General features: G+C 60.3%; 12 protein-coding genes. 10 read left to right on the plus strand and 2 right to left on the minus strand.

Going from position 1 to position 15,294, the window contains the following annotated elements; genetic code table 11:
- Window positions 1-3 precede the first annotated feature (3 nt).
- The 5 genes from ACQUTG_RS00780 to ACQUTG_RS00800 all read left to right on the plus strand — a co-directional run bounded on the left by ACQUTG_RS00780 (window position 4) and on the right by ACQUTG_RS00800 (window position 8,064).
- On the plus strand, window positions 4-1,620 hold the full coding sequence (locus tag ACQUTG_RS00780; protein WP_428917582.1) for an acyl-CoA carboxylase subunit beta: 1,617 nt from the start codon (window positions 4-6) through the stop codon (window positions 1,618-1,620).
- Between the two features lie 368 nt (window positions 1,621-1,988).
- Window positions 1,989-3,149 carry a citronellyl-CoA dehydrogenase gene (atuD, locus tag ACQUTG_RS00785; RefSeq protein WP_092001241.1) on the plus strand — a complete coding sequence of 387 codons (1,161 nt, stop codon included), beginning with the start codon at window positions 1,989-1,991 and terminating at the stop codon, window positions 3,147-3,149.
- Window positions 3,150-3,309: 160 nt separating this feature from the next.
- Window positions 3,310-4,131 (plus strand): enoyl-CoA hydratase/isomerase family protein, encoded by an 822-nt coding sequence (locus ACQUTG_RS00790; protein ID WP_428917583.1) that lies wholly within the window; start codon window positions 3,310-3,312, stop codon window positions 4,129-4,131.
- Between the two features lie 154 nt (window positions 4,132-4,285).
- Window positions 4,286-6,241 carry an acetyl/propionyl/methylcrotonyl-CoA carboxylase subunit alpha gene (locus ACQUTG_RS00795; RefSeq protein WP_428917584.1) on the plus strand — a complete coding sequence of 652 codons (1,956 nt, stop codon included), beginning with the start codon at window positions 4,286-4,288 and terminating at the stop codon, window positions 6,239-6,241.
- Window positions 6,238-8,064: a long-chain-acyl-CoA synthetase gene (locus ACQUTG_RS00800; RefSeq protein WP_428917585.1), complete on the plus strand. Its 1,827-nt coding sequence runs from the start codon at window positions 6,238-6,240 to the stop codon at window positions 8,062-8,064. The genes ACQUTG_RS00795 and ACQUTG_RS00800 overlap by 4 nt, the downstream gene beginning before the upstream one ends.
- 395 nt (window positions 8,065-8,459) lie before the next feature.
- Here ACQUTG_RS00800 and ACQUTG_RS00805 read toward each other — a convergent pair whose 3' ends face one another.
- Together ACQUTG_RS00805 and ACQUTG_RS00810 are read right to left on the minus strand one after the other, a co-directional pair.
- A complete protein-coding gene (locus tag ACQUTG_RS00805; protein ID WP_428917586.1) occupies window positions 8,460-9,440 on the minus strand; it encodes an NADPH:quinone oxidoreductase family protein in 981 nt (326 codons plus the stop codon).
- Window positions 9,441-9,589: 149 nt separating this feature from the next.
- Entirely contained in the window at window positions 9,590-10,159 is a 570-nt protein-coding gene (locus tag ACQUTG_RS00810) for a BLUF domain-containing protein (RefSeq protein ID WP_428917587.1), read from the minus strand.
- A gap of 202 nt (window positions 10,160-10,361) precedes the next feature.
- Between ACQUTG_RS00810 and ACQUTG_RS00815 the strand changes: the two genes are divergently transcribed.
- The 5 genes from ACQUTG_RS00815 to ACQUTG_RS00835 all read left to right on the plus strand — a co-directional run bounded on the left by ACQUTG_RS00815 (window position 10,362) and on the right by ACQUTG_RS00835 (window position 15,056).
- The gene (locus tag ACQUTG_RS00815) at window positions 10,362-10,979 is read left to right on the plus strand and encodes a trimeric intracellular cation channel family protein (protein WP_428917588.1); all 618 of its coding nucleotides are present in this window, start codon (window positions 10,362-10,364) and stop codon (window positions 10,977-10,979) included.
- 151 nt (window positions 10,980-11,130) lie between these two features.
- A complete protein-coding gene (locus ACQUTG_RS00820; RefSeq protein WP_428917589.1) occupies window positions 11,131-12,429 on the plus strand; it encodes an NCS2 family permease in 1,299 nt (432 codons plus the stop codon).
- 30 nt (window positions 12,430-12,459) lie between these two features.
- Entirely contained in the window at window positions 12,460-13,002 is a 543-nt protein-coding gene (locus ACQUTG_RS00825; protein ID WP_113863003.1) for an adenine phosphoribosyltransferase, read from the plus strand.
- 19 nt (window positions 13,003-13,021) lie between these two features.
- Entirely contained in the window at window positions 13,022-13,684 is a 663-nt protein-coding gene (locus ACQUTG_RS00830; RefSeq protein ID WP_428917590.1) for a fumarylacetoacetate hydrolase family protein, read from the plus strand.
- 61 nt (window positions 13,685-13,745) lie between these two features.
- Entirely contained in the window at window positions 13,746-15,056 is a 1,311-nt protein-coding gene (locus ACQUTG_RS00835; protein ID WP_428917591.1) for an ABC1 kinase family protein, read from the plus strand.
- Window positions 15,057-15,294 lie beyond the last annotated feature (238 nt).

The following is a 15,294-nucleotide window of genomic DNA, read 5'->3' on the forward strand; positions in this document are numbered from 1 at the left end:
ACCATGCAGGTACTCGAAACCACGGTAAATCCCCAGTCCGACGACTTCCGGACCAACGCCGACGCCATGGAGGCCCACATCCGTACCTTCCGCGAGGTGGAGCAGAAAGTGCTGGATCTGGCCGAATCGGCGCGGGAAAAATTCACCAAACGGGGCAAACTCCTGCCCCGGGACCGGATCAACCGGTTGCTGGACCGGGGCAGTGAGTTCCTGGAACTCTGCTCTCTGGCCGGATACAAGATGCACGATGACAAGGACGGCTCCCAGGCCGGCGGTGGCATCATCGCCGGCATCGGCTCCGTCAGCGGCGTCCGCTGCCTGGTTGTGGCCAGCAACAGCGCCATCAAGGGCGGCACCATCACCCCAGCCGGCCTGGACAAGACCCTGCGGCTCCAACAGATCGCCATGGAGAACAAACTGCCCGTGGTGTCCCTGTCCGAAAGCGGCGGTGCCAACCTCAACTACGCCACCGACATCTTTGTACTCGGCGCCAGAGGCTTCGCCAATCAGGCCCGCATGTCCGCCGCCGGCATCCCCCAGGTCACCGTCGTCCATGGCAACGCCACTGCTGGCGGCGCTTACCAGCCGGGACTTTCGGACTACGTCATCACTGTGCGGGAGCAAGCCAAAATGTTCCTGGCCGGCCCGCCCCTGCTGAAAGCCGCCACCGGCGAAGTGGCCACCGATGAGGAGCTGGGCGGCGCGGAAATGCACGCCACCGTCGCCGGCACCGCCGAATACCTGGCCGAAGACGACGCCGACGGCATCCGCCAGGCCCGGGAAATCCTCGGCGCCCTGCCCTGGAACGAACAATTACCGCCGCAGCGGGAGATGTCGTGGGAGCAACCTCTGTATCCGGCTGAAGAACTTCTCGGGGTAATCCCCGCCGATTCCAAGAAGCCCTACGATGTGCGGGAAATCCTCGCCCGCATCGCCGATGGCTCCCGATTCCTGGACTTCAAGAACGGCTACGACGACCAGACCGTCTGCGGCACCATCCGGATTGAAGGCCATTCCGTCGGCATCATCGGCAACAACGGCCCGATCACCCCGGAAGGCTCCACCAAGGCGGCCCAGTTCATCCAACTCTGCGACCAGGCCGGCACCCCGATCCTGTTCCTGCACAACACCACCGGTTTCATGGTGGGAACCCATTCCGAACAGAACGGCATCATCAAACACGGGTCAAAGATGATTCAGGCGGTGGCGAACTGCCAGGTGCCGAAGTTCGCAATTGTGGTTGGCGGTTCCTATGGTGCAGGTAACTACGCGATGTGCGGCCGGGGCCTCGATCCCCGCTTCATTTTCGCCTGGCCCAACAGCCGAACGGCTGTGATGGGTCCGGCTCAGGCGGGCAAGGTGATGCGCATCGTGGCGGAGGAGAAGCAACGCCGGGGCGGCATGGAGCCGGATGCCAAGACGTTGGATTTTCTGGAGCAGGCGACGGCCAAGAAACTGGAGGATGGCTCCACGGCTCTCTACGGAACGGCCCGGCTCTGGGACGACGGCCTGATCGATCCTCGCGATACCCGGCGGGTTCTGGCTTTGGTCCTGTCAGTCTGTCGCGAGGCCGAGCTTCGGCAGCTACGGCCCAATAGTTTTGGTGTGGCCCGGTTTTGATCTGGCCATCGGTGGAGCCCGCCTCGTGGGGTTCGAATTTGAGGGGGCGAACCGGTTGGAAGGACCGCCCCTTTAAGAGTCAGCTTTTCGAGGCAAACAAAGACACAAGAACAACAGAGAAAGAGGCTCGTTACGGCAAAGGGGCAACCAAAAAAAGGAATTCAACAGGAAGCAACGCTGTCTCAGACAAAGGCGGCTGTGGGGGAAGGCTTTCAGAAAATGTAGAGGGCCATGGATGGCCCGAAACAAGCGCACATGGACGTGCTCGTAGCGGTTTTCTGAAAGCCTTCCCCCACAGTCGCCGCCCAGACTAACGGACGTGCACCAAAACCAGAAGGCACGAACTAACCACCCAGGAGAACAAGAACGTGAAATTCACAGCCGAACACGAAGCCCTGAGGAAAACGGTAAGAGACTTCGTCGAAAAAGAGATCAACCCCTACTGCGACGAATGGGAAGAAGCCGGCGAGTTTCCCATCCATGATTTGTTCAAGAAACTCGGCAACCTCGGCATCCTCGGCATCCAGAAGCCGGAAGAGTATGGCGGCATGGGCCTGGATTACAGCTACAACCTGGTTGCGGCCGAAGAACTGGGAACGGCGCTGTGTGGTGGTGTGCCACTGGCGATCGGCGTGCAGACCGACATGTGTACCCCCGCCCTCGCCCGCTTCGGCTCCGACGAACTCAAACGCGACTTCCTCGCCCCGGCCATTGCCGGTGACATGGTGGGCTGTATCGGCGTAAGCGAGGTCGGCGCAGGTTCGGACGTTGCCGGTCTGAAGACGACCGCGAAGAAAGACGGCGATGACTACATCATCAACGGCTCGAAGATGTGGATCACCAACTCGCCGAAGGCTGACTTCATCTGCCTGCTCGCCAACACCAGCGACGACAAGCCGCACAAGAACAAGTCCCTGATCGTGGTACCGATGAACTCCCCCGGCATCACTTTCAGTCCGCATCTGAACAAGCTGGGCATGCGCTCCTCTGAAACCGCCCAGATCTTCTTCGACGACGTCCGTGTTCCCCAGCGCAACCGGATCGGTGCCGAGGGCACGGGTTTCATGATGCAGATGCTGCAGTTCCAGGAGGAACGGATGTGGGGCGCAGCCAACGTCATCAAGGCGCTGGAAGTCTGTATCGACAAGACCATCGAGTACTGCCGCGAACGAAAAACATTCGGTCAGCCGCTGCTGGACAACCAGTATATCCATTTCCGGCTGGCAGAGCTGCAGACAGAAGTGGAGGCCCTGCGGGCGCTGACCTACCAGGCCTGTGAACTTCACATTGCCGGCAAGGACGTGACCAGACTGGCGTCCATGGCCAAGCTCAAGGCCGGGCGTCTGGGTCGCGAGGTGACGGACAGCTGTCTGCAGTACTGGGGTGGTAACGGTTACATGTGGGACAACCCCGTGTCACGGGCTTACCGGGATGTCCGGCTGGTGTCCATCGGCGGCGGTGCCGACGAAATCATGCTCGGGATTATCTGCAAGCTGATGGGTACCTTGCCTGGTAAGCGCCGCGACTGACCAGAGCCAAACTCGGTGCATGGTCGGCAGCCCGGAAGCACTTGCCAGGACACGCTACGAGCACGTCCATGTGCGCTCGTTTCGGGCCGTCCTTGGCCCTCAACGGTCCTGGCAAGTGCTTCCGGGCTGCCGACCCCAAATTTAGTGCGTGGAGTCACAAATGGAACAGTTACCTCATTGCGAAACGCTTCTTCTTGAAAAACAGGGCCCAACCCTGTTTTTAACCATCAACCGCCCCGATGTCCGCAACGCCATGAGCCTGCAGATGGTGGCGGAACTGGCAACGATCTTTACCCAGATCGAACACGACGAAACCATCCGTGCCGTCGTCATCCGCGGTGCCGGAGGCCACTTCTGTGCCGGTGGCGACATCAAGGACATGGCCGGGGCACGGGGGCAAAAACCGGAAGAAGGCCAGCACGACCCGTTCTACAAACTGAACCGCGCCTTCGGCCAGATGATCGAGCAGGTCAACGAGTCCTCAAAAGTCGTTATCGCGGTGACCGAAGGAGCGGTTATGGGTGGAGGCTTCGGCCTGGCCTGCGTCTCCGACGTCGCCATCGCCGGACCAATGGCCAAGTTCGGAATGCCGGAAACCACCCTGGGCGTTATCCCCGCCCAGATCGCCCCGTTCGTGGTGGAACGCATCGGCCTGACCCAGGCCCGTCGGCTGGCCCTGCTCGGCCTTCGGATTGACGCCAAAGAAGCCTGTGCCCTGGGCATAGTCCATCAGCTTGCGGAAACAGACGAAGACGTGGACCAACTCCTGGAACAGGCCCTTGAACGCGTCCGCCTTTGTGCCCCCAACGCCACGGCCGAGACCAAGGCGCTGCTGCACCGGGTCGGCCACGAACCAATGCACAAACTCCTGGACAGCGCCGCGGAAAAATTCGCAGAGGCCATCCGTGGCCCGGAAGGCGCCGAAGGCACCATGGCGTTCATGCAAAAACGCGAACCAAAGTGGGCAGGCGACACCGAATGATCGCGGGAGCAGCGGTGTGCCGGGAGGCGTTCCAGAAAATGTTGAAGGCCAAGGATGGCCTGAAACAAGCGCACATGGACGTGCTCGTAGCGGTTTTCTGGAACGCCTCCCGGCACACCGCTGCGGACTTGCACCCAACTCAGAGAAAACCACAATGCTAAAAAAACTCCTGATAGCCAACCGAGGCGAAATCGCCGTAAGGGTGATCCACACCGCCAAAGCCCTGGGCTACCGCACCGTCGCGGTCCACTCCGAAGCGGACGCCAACGCCCTGCACGTGGAACTGGCCGATGAAGCCGTCTGCATTGGTCCGGCACAGGTCTCAGCCTCCTACCTGAATGCCGATGCGATACTCGATGCGGCACGGAAAACCGGCGCCGACTGCGTTCACCCCGGTTACGGCTTCCTTTCCGAGAACTCCGCCTTCGCCAAAGCCTGCAAAGACGCCGGCCTGGTCTTCGTCGGCCCGCCCGAATCTGCCATCGAACTGATGGGCAGCAAACGCCGCTCCAAGATCGCCATGCAGGAAGCCGGCGTCCCCGTCGTTCCCGGCTACGAAGGCGACAACGCCAGCGACGACGAGCTGATCCAGGCCGCAACCGATATCGGTTTCCCGCTCATGGTCAAAGCCTCAGCGGGCGGTGGCGGCCGGGGCATGCGACTGGTCGAAAGCGAAGCCGAACTGGCCGACAACCTCAAACGGGCCCGCTCCGAGGCCAAACAGGCCTTCGGTGACGACGAGCTGATCCTCGAAAAAGCCGTCATCGAACCCCGGCACGTGGAGATCCAGGTCTTTGCCGACCGCCAGGGTAACGCCGTCTACCTGGGCGAACGGGACTGCTCCGTGCAACGGCGCCACCAGAAAGTGGTCGAAGAAGCCCCCTCCCCCTTTGTCACTCCCGACCTCCGCCAGGCCATGGGCGAGGCCGCCGTACGGGCCGCGCTCGCTTGCGGTTATGAAGGCGCCGGCACCGTCGAGTTCCTCGTGGACAAGGACCGCAACTTCTACTTCCTCGAAATGAACACCCGCCTGCAAGTGGAACACCCGGTCACCGAACTGATAACCGGCCAGGACCTGGTGGCCTGGCAGCTTGCCGTTGCCGAGGGCCAGCCCCTGCCGCTGACCCAGGATGAGATCACACTCAACGGCCATGCCATCGAAGTGCGCCTCTACGCCGAAGATCCGGCCCACGGCTTCACCCCGCAGACCGGCAAACTCCACCGGTTTGACCCTGCCGACGGTGAAGGCCTGCGCTACGACACCGGCATCCGCTCCGGCGACACCGTCAGCCCCCACTACGACCCCATGCTGGCCAAAGTCATTGCCTGGGGCCAGACACGGGATGAGGCGCGCCGCCGGCTGGTTCGCGCTCTCGAGGATACGACAGTATTCGGTGTCACCACCAATCGCTGGTTCCTCAGCCGGATCATCGCCAATGACACCTTCGGCGCCGGTGAAGCCACCACAGGCTTCCTGCAAAGCGCGTTCGCCGACGATCCATCCCTGTCGCCCCAGAAACTCCGCATCCGGGAACTGGCCCTGAGCGCCTGCCCCCTCGGCCTTGGCAGTTCAGGCCAAGGGGGCTGGAGCAACGCACCGGCCACGGTCATACCCATCAAACTGGAGGTGCAGGACGAAACCCTGGAGCTCAGGATCCGGAAAAGCGGCAACAGCCTGTCCGTGAGCCACGGCGACGACGAATACCACCTGGATGTCCAGAGCCACTCCGATGGCCTGTTATGCATCATCGACAACGGCGTTCGTCAGCGTTGCCAATACCACCGGGAAGGCGATTCCCTATATTTGCAGGCATTCGGCCAGTCCTGGTCGGTGCGCGATGTAACCCACCAGCCAGCGGCTGGCAGTGCCGGTACCGGGAGCGGCAAGCTACAGGCCAGCATGGACGGAGCTATCATTGATGTACTGGTGGCCGAAGGCGAAACCGTGGAGCAGGGCCAGACCCTGGTCATCCTCGAAGCCATGAAGATGGAACACCCGGTCAAGGCCGACCGATCTGGCGTTGTCGCCGGCGTGCATACCAGCACCGGGGCACAGGTCAAACGCAGCCAACTCCTGGTGGAAATTACAGTCACTGAAGAGAAAACATGAACCAAGACACCGTATCTGCCCGAGACATTTTCCGCAGCCTGCCCGGCGTCCTCCGCCGATTTCCCGCCATTGCGAAGGGACTGTACTACTACTCCGTCAAGGATGAGAATGCAGAGCTGACTCTGGGAAAGCTGATCGAGCAGAACGCTGAAAAATACGGCAACCGACCCGCCATCCTGTTCGAGGACCGATCCATCACCTGGAGCGAACTCGATACCTGGAGCAACCGCATCGCCCATTATCTGAAAGACAAGGGGCTGGTAAAGGGCGAGGCCATTGCCGTACTGCTGGAGAACCGGCCCGAACTGCTGGCCGTGGTCGCCGGCGCGGCCAAGGTCGGCATTGCCTGCGCCATGCTCAACACCTCCCAGAAGGGCAAGGTCCTGGCCCACAGCATCAACCTGATCCAACCGCGTATGGTCGTGGTTGGTGAAGAACTGGTCGACCACATAGAGGACATCCGCGGCGACATTCGCCCCAGGCACAGTCAGCCATTCCAGTTTCTCGCTGATACCAACACCCTGAATATGTTTGGCGAAGCACCGGCCGGCTATACCAACTTGGCGGAGCAGATCAGCAGCTATTCGGGAACCCGCCCGCTGCTGAGTAACCCGCCCACCATGGGCGATACCGCCATTTACCTGTTCACCTCCGGCACCACCGGCCTGCCCAAGGCCGCACCCGGCTCCCACCGCAAGTTCGTCAAGGCCTACGGCGGCTTCGGCATGATGTCGCTGGCCATGGAGCCGGAAGATGTCCTCTACTGCACCCTGCCCCTGTACCACGGCACCGCCTTGCTGGTTTGCTGGGGCTCGGTACTGGCCGGCGGCTCTGCCATCGCCCTGCGCCGCAAGTTCTCCGCCACCGCGTTCTGGGACGACGTTCGCCGCTACAGAGCCACCACCTTCGGCTACGTGGGCGAGCTCTGCCGCTACCTGCTGAACCAGCCTCCGAGCGACCAGGACCGCAACCACAGCCTCACCAAGATGATCGGCAACGGCCTGCGCCCGTCCATCTGGAAGGAATTCAAGGAGCGCTTCGGCATCGAAACGGTGGCCGAGCTCTATGCCTCGTCCGAGGGCAATATCGGTTTCAGCAACTTCTTCAACATGGACAACACCGTTGGCTTCTCCACCGCACCCTACAAACTGGTGAAGTACCACGAGGGCACCCGGGATCCGATTCGCAACAAGAAGGGCAAACTGGAAGAGGTCAAGAAGGGCGAACCGGGTCTGCTGATCGGCGAGATCACCAAAAAATGGTCGTTCGAGGGCTACACCCAGAAGGAAGCCACGGAGCAGTCCATCCTCCGGGACGCCTTCAAGAAGGGCGATGCCTGGTTCAATACCGGCGACGTACTCAAGGAGATCGGTTTCGGACATCTTCAGTTTGTGGACAGGATGGGGGACACGTTCCGTTGGAAGGGGGAGAACGTCTCGACCACGGAGGTGGAGAACATCATCGATGGCTCGGGCATGGTAGAAGAAGCCATTGTCTACGGGGTGGAGATTCCCGGGACCAATGGCAAAGCCGGAATGGCCACGTTGGTGCCCCACAACAACGGCAAGGATTTCGACGTCAACCGTCTGTTCGCCTACCTGAAGGATAACCTGCCGCCCTATGCGGTGCCGGTGTTCGTGCGGGTCACCCACGCCATCGAGAAGACGGGTACCTTCAAGTACCGGAAGGTGGATATCCAGAAGCTCGGTTATTCACTCCGTCCCCGCGAGGAGGTGTACGCCTGCTTGCCAGGGGATTCCGGGTATACCTTGCTTGATTCAGAGCTGGTTTCTCGGATTGATGCTGGGGAGGTTCGGTTTTGAGTTTTGGCGGGGGCTGGTTGTTATGGCCCTAGCCTTCCGGGTTAGCGGTGTGGTGAGGGTGGGTGGCCCCTCCCAAAAACCGCTACAAGCACGTCCGTGTGCGCTTGTTTCGGGCCGTCCCTGGCCCTCTACATTTTTGGGAGGGGCCACCCACCCTCACCGTCAGGCTCCAGAGATATAGTCATAAAGGCATGAGCGGAAAACACCCGGCCGTTCATTGACGACTATCCCGAAAGATTCGAAAGCCCTGCTGGGGGGGACTTCCCAAAAATGTTGAAGGCCAGGGATGGCCTGAAACAAGCGCACATGGACGTGCTCGTAGCGGTTTTTGGGAAGTCCGCCCCAGCAGGGCCTACTCCGAATCCAGCAGGCTAGGGCCCAAAGTTACGGCCCATTCAAGAGCCAACCTTGAGCACCACCTTACCGGTAGCCTTGCGACCCGTGAGCGCCCCCAAGGCCTCCACGTAATTCTCGAAGTCGTAGACGGCACTGATCTTGGGATCAATTTTGCCCTCAGAGAACAGCTTCATCAGATCCATCATGTTCTGGGCACTGACCTCCGGCTCGCGACGGGTGAAGTCGCCCCAGAACACGCCGACTACGGAACAGCCCTTCAGCAAGGTCAGGTTCGCCGGGATCTTCGGAATCTCGCCGGCGGCGAAGCCGACGATCAGGTGACGGCCGTTCCAGGCCATAGCGCGCAGGGCCTGTTCCGTGAAATCGCCGCCGACGGGATCATAGATCACATCCACGCCTTTGCCCTTGGTGAGCTTCTTGGCGGTTTCCTTCAGAGGTTCTTCGGAGTAGTTGATCAGCTCGTCGGCGCCGGCTTCTTTGGCGACCGCCAGTTTCTCGGCGGAACTGGCTGCCGCGATGACGCGGGCGCCCATGGCTTTGCCCAGCTCAACGGTAGCCAGACCAACGCCGCCGCTGGCGCCCAGTACCAGAAGTGTTTCGCCCGGCTGGAGGTTGGCCCGTTGCTTGAGGGCGTGGTAGGAGGTGCCGTAGACCATGGTGAAGGCGGCGGCTTTCTCGTCGGACATGCCATCCGGCACCGGCAGGAGGTTGTCTTCTGCGGTCACCACTTCTTCTGCGAAGGCGCCGTGGCCGGTGAGTCCCGCCACGCGGTCACCGGGCTTGAAGCGGGTGACTTTCTCGCCCACCTCGATAACCTCGCCAGCCATTTCGCCGCCCGGCGAGAACGGCAGGGGCGGTTTGAACTGGTACTTGTTCTCGATGATCAGGGTGTCCGGGAAGTTCAGGCCGGCGGCCTTGACCCGAACCTTGACTCCCCTGCCCTTCACTTCGGGGCTGGGTACTTCTTCAATGACCAGTTTGTCGGCGGGGCCGTATTCCTTGCAGAGTATGGCTTTCATGGATTCTCCCGAGATTGTTTGTTGTTCGACCGGCGATTCCGGAATTCTTGATAGCGATCAAGCTAAACACTCTCGGGCCATGAGGCAAATCAGGATCCTTTATTTTTCAGAATAAACGCCGCTTATTGTCGGGCTTTTCCGGGGCATGCTCAGAGCAGTGATCCGGCATAGATGAGCGCACCAACCAGGCAGACCGCCGCGGCGATCAGACCGAACCGCAGGGCCGGAGAGAAGCCCGAGGGTTTGCGGGAGGGAGCAGTGACCGTTTCATCATGGTTGACCAGCTTCTGGCCCTGCTTTGAGTCGCGAATCAGTTGGATCATCTCTTCACACTGTTCGGACGAAAACGCCTGAGGGTTGAAACTGTCCAATCCGTGGCGTTCCAGAAATCTCCGCACATCCGCGGATAAAGGGACGTATTTCATGGACCAGTCACTGAAGGTCCGCGCCTCGATGGGCTCCTCGATCAGGGTCATGATGTTCCGGTGTCGGTCATCTTCTTTAATCCGGCCGAAGGTCTTCCGGACTTCGTTTTCTTCCCCTTCCAGATACTGGAAAAAACGGTTGTTACCGTAGTAGAGGCCGCCCACCAGGTTAGCCCTGGCGTTGTTTTTCCGGGAAGTCAGCAGAATCCGGGCAACGTGGGGTTCCACCCCTTTCTCTACGGGCTGGGCATCAAACGTGGCTTCACTGGCATAGGCCAGACGTATCAGCGACATACTGCGTCTCCATTAATCGGCGAAGGGAAAAAGAGTAAGCTGGCTGCAAGATACGCTCGAACCTGTCGCTGCGGATCACAGGTCTGCTCCGACCGAATGCAGGTCCAGGGGTCAGAGATGAATCAGGGGACGATTTCGGCTATCCTTCGCGCACCTGTCGCGGGCCTGCGCCCGTCCTGTTGTCTGTTTGCCGGGATTTTCCATGTTCGACATCATCTACCTGCTTGAAATGATCGGGGTCGTCGCCTTTGCCATTTCCGGCATGATTGTGGCGCGCTCCAAGAACATGGACCCGGTGGGTGTGTTTACCATCGGCTTTATCACGGCCCTGGGTGGTGGAACCCTGCGGGACCTGATGATGGACAACCACCCGCTGTATTGGATCAAGCATCAGGAGCAGCCCATCCTGATCCTGGCCATGGCCATCGTGTTCAGTTACTGGAACCGGGCCCAGAGCTTGCGGGAGTCCCGCATTGTGTTTCCGGATGCCATCGGGCTGGGGATTTTTTCAATCCTTGGCGCCCAACTGGCGCTGGATCTGGGCCACTCCTGGTTCGTTGCTTCCCTGCTGGGAGTGATGACCGGCACCTTCGGTGGCGCCCTGCGGGATACCTTGTGCAACGAGGTGCCGTACATCTTCCGGAAGGACCAGATCTACGCCTCTATCTCGTTCGCCGGCTGCTGGCTGTACTTCGTTTGCCAATGGTCCCTGGAAAGCGAAGCGCTGGCACTGACCATCGGGCTGCTGTTCATCGTGATCGTCCGGATGCTGGCGGTCCGCTTCGATATTCGCCTGCAAAGGGACCCTGGCCAACAATAGGCATATTTCTGTAATCCTGAACTGTCAATCATCCCTTGGCCTGAGAAAGCTCAGACGGTAACATTGCCGTTTTTTCACGCAATTCTAAACCGTTCGGCTCCAACCGGGCCCAAACCCCAACTTCCAGCACCCTGTGAGGCAGACATCCGTCATGCTTGAACGACTGTTCCAACTCCAGGCCCATGGCACCACTGTTCGTAAAGAAGTGGTTGCGGGCATTACCACTTTCCTGACCATGGCCTACATTATCGTGGTCAACCCGAGCATCCTGTCATCCACCGGCATGGATTTCGGAGCGGTTTTCGTAGCCACCTGCCTGGCGGCAACGATTGGTACCCTGATCATGGGGTTGTGGGCGAACTATCCGATTGCCCTGGCTCCGGGCATGGGCCTGAACGCGTTCTTCTCGTTTACGGTCGTCGGCAGTATGGGCTACAGCTGGGAAGTGGCCCTGGGCGCGGTGTTCCTGTCCGGCTTCATTTTCTTCATCCTGAGCGTAGTGAAGATCAGGGAGTGGTTGATCAACAGTATCCCGATGTCCCTGCGCTTCGGCATCTCGGCCGGCATCGGCTTCTTCCTGGCCCTGATCGCTCTGAAAAATGCCGGTATCGTGGTTGATCACCCCGCGACTCTGGTGGGCATGGGTGACATCAAGGTGGCGGAGAGTCTGCTGTTCTTTGGTGGCTTCGTACTGATCTGCGCCCTGTCCTTCCGCAAGATCACCGGCGCTGTGATGATCGGCATTCTGGCCATCACCGTGGTTGCCATGATGCTGGGCATGGTCGAATACAAGGGCTTTGTCTCGGCGCCACCAAGCCTCGCCCCGACTTTCATGCAACTGGACCTGGCCGGCGCATTCAATGTCGGCATGATCAGTGTGATCTTTGCCTTCCTGTTCGTGGACCTGTTTGATACCTCCGGCACTCTCATCGGCGCCGCCCAGCGTGGCGGCCTGCTGGACAAGGATGGCAAGCTGCCACGGCTCGGCCGCGCCCTGATGTCCGACTCCGTTGCCACCATGTCCGGTGCGGCGCTGGGTACCTCAACCACCACCAGCTACATCGAATCCACCGCAGGTATCTCCGCTGGCGGCCGGACCGGTCTGACCGCGGTAGTGGTCGCGGCGCTTTTCCTGGCGTGCCTGCTGCTGTCCCCAATTGCCAGCATTATTCCTCCGTATGCCACCGCCCCGGCGCTTCTGTATGTGGCCGTGCTGATGGCCAGTGGTCTGCAACTGGTAGACTGGGATGACATTACCGATGCAGCCCCGGCAATTGTCACCGCGCTGACCATGCCGCTGACCTTCTCCATCGCCAACGGTATCGCCCTGGGCTTCATTACCTACGCGGTGATCAAGGCCCTGTCTGGCCGCTGGTCGGATCTCAATGCCAGCGTCGTGACCATTGCCGTTGTCTTCGTCCTGAAATTCATGTTCCTGGATGTCGCCTGAGCGGCATCCTGACCTGTTACCGGATCTCCCATGGACTACTTCTCCGAAAGCATCAAACAGGCCATCCGCACCGTTCCGGACTGGCCGAAGCCCGGCGTGACCTTCCGTGACATCACCACTGTCCTGCAGGACAAGACCGCATTCCGGAAGCTGATCGACGCCTTCGTCCACCGTTACCACGGTGACAAGATCGATGCCGTTGCCGCCGTCGACGCCCGCGGCTTCATCATCGGTTCGGCCCTGGCCTATGAGCTCAACGCTTCGCTGGTGTTGGTGCGTAAGAAAGGCAAACTGCCCTTCGATACCCTGGTGGAAGACTATGAGCTGGAATACGGCACCGCCTCGGTAGAGCTGCATAAGGATGCGTTCAAGTCCGGCGACAAGGTGGTTCTGGTGGACGACCTGATCGCCACCGGCGGCACCATGCTTGCGGCTTCCCGCCTGATCCGGCGCATCGGCGCCGAGATCGTGGAAGTGGCGGCAATGATCGACCTGCCGGACCTGGGCGGCTCCCGGAAGCTGCAGGAGGAAGGCCTTCAGGTCTATACTGTGTGTTCGTTCGAAGGAGACTGACAACACACAGGAGGCGGCCATGCCCGATTACCAACACCACTGGAAAGATGGCACACCGGTCCATCTGCCACTCGGCAAGATCGTCTGCATTGGCCGCAACTACGCGGAACACGCCAAGGAACTGAACAACCCCGTTCCGGACGAGCCGCTGCTGTTTATCAAACCTTCCACAGCAGCGGTTCACATTACCCGCCCCCTGGAGATCCCCAAGGATCGAGGCGAGGTTCATTTTGAAACCGAGCTGGCAGTGCTGATTGGTCGCCCCCTGACCAATGCTTCCGCCAGCGAGGCCGAATCGGCCATCCTTGGCTACGGCCTGGCGCTGGACCTTACCCTTCGGGACATCCAGAACAGACTGAAGGAAAAGGGTCAGCCCTGGGAGCGCGCAAAGGCGTTTGATGGTGCCTGCCCCCTGTCCCCGTTTGTCGCCGCCGACAGATTGCCGAGGCACAATATCCACTTCACCATGGACATCGACGGCGAACGCCGCCAGACCGGCGACACCCGGGACATGCTCAACCCTATCGTGCCCCTGATTGCCCATATCAGCAGCCATTTCTCCCTGATGCCCGGCGATGTGGTGCTGACCGGCACCCCGAAAGGCGTCGGCCCGCTTCAATCCGGCCAGACCCTGACCCTGGAACTGGAGGACTTGCTGTTCCTGCAAACAAGGGTAACCTGAACGGTCGTGACTGCCCTTTGTCAGTGACGATCCCTCTCCCGATAGTGGACGTATAAGTGGCATGGCAAGAAAACCGGTTACCTCCCGAACAGGGCGCTTCTTCAAACTCGCAGGCATGACTGCCTCCGTGGCTGGCCAGTATGCCGGCCAGCGGGCGCGGCGGATGTTCCGCAGTGAAAATGACGAAGGCGCCCAGAGCGAAAGTTATACCCGCATGGCCGGCGAGATCGCGGACACCCTCGGCGAGCTCAAGGGTGCGGTGATGAAGGTTGGCCAGATCGCGTCCCAGACCCAGGATTTCCTGCCCCGGGAGTTCTCCGACGCACTGGAAAAGTTGCAGAAAGAAGCCCCGCCCATGCCCTTTGAGGTGATTGTCGAGCAGATCGAATCGGAGCTGGGCAGACCGCTGGGTGAACTCTACGAATACGTGCAGGAGGCGCCCTACGCCTCCGCCAGCATTGGCCAGGTGCACCGGGCCCGGTTGCACGACGGCACCGATGTTATCGTCAAGGTCCAGTATCCTGGCGTGGATGAGTCCTGCGACTCGGACCTCAAACAGCTCCGGATGACCCTGCGCCTGGGCGGCCTGCTGAAAATGCCGAAGGAATCCGTGGATCAGCTGTTCGCGGAGATCCGGGAGCGGCTCAGGGAGGAACTGGATTACGAGAACGAGGCCAGGAATATCGGGCTGTTTCGGGAGTTCCACAAGGATCAGCCGTGGGTGCTGATCCCGGCCGTGATCGACAGTCATTCCACCCGCCGGATCCTGACCCTGGAGCTGGTGGAAGGCGATCACGTCAGCCAGGTGACCCCGGACCGTTATGACCAGGACACGATCAATCTCATCGGCCACCGGATTTTCATGATCATGGCGGACCAGCTGTTCCGGTTCCGGTGCATCCACGGCGATCCCCACGCCGGTAATTTTGCCTACCGCCCGGATGGCAGCATCATCCTTTACGATTTTGGTTGCGTGAAGAAGCTGAAGCCCGAGATTGTGGAAGCCTACCGCAAGGCCCTGATCGCGGCACTGGAGGAAGACTACGAGGCCCTGGATCGGCACCTGATCGACCTGGGCGCCAGGGTTGGCAGCCAACCGGCGGTGGACGAGGCCTATTACGCCATGTGGCGGGACATTCTTATTGTTCCGTTCCAGGGCGACGAGCCCTACGATTTCGCCGAGGCGGATATTCACAAGCACGTGGCGGCCAAGACCAGCACGGTGTTCAAGTACCTGGATTATTTCAAACCGCCGGTGGAGAGCATCTTTATCGACCGGATGATTGCCGGGCATTACTGGATGCTGAAGCGGCTGGGGGTTCAGGCGGCGTTTCGGGTGGAATTGGAGAAATATCTCGCACTTGGGGAGTGAGCGATGTTGGGGGATACCTTCCCAAAACACGCTCCTTCGGCACCCCTCTGGGGTCCAGCCTGCAATCACAGATTGCAGTCGTTCGGTTGTCGCATGAAGCTTCGCTTCATAAGCGCTCGGCCTCACCCATGTGACGCTTGGGCTCCGCCATCCATGGCTCCGCACAGTTTTGGGAAGGTATCCCCCAACAGCGCCCATGCAGCGGAGTCAGGCTCACTATGAAGTCGGGGTCTGAAGA

This window comes from Marinobacter sp. DUT-1 (assembly GCF_050379415.1).
Classification (GTDB): domain Bacteria; phylum Pseudomonadota; class Gammaproteobacteria; order Pseudomonadales; family Oleiphilaceae; genus Marinobacter.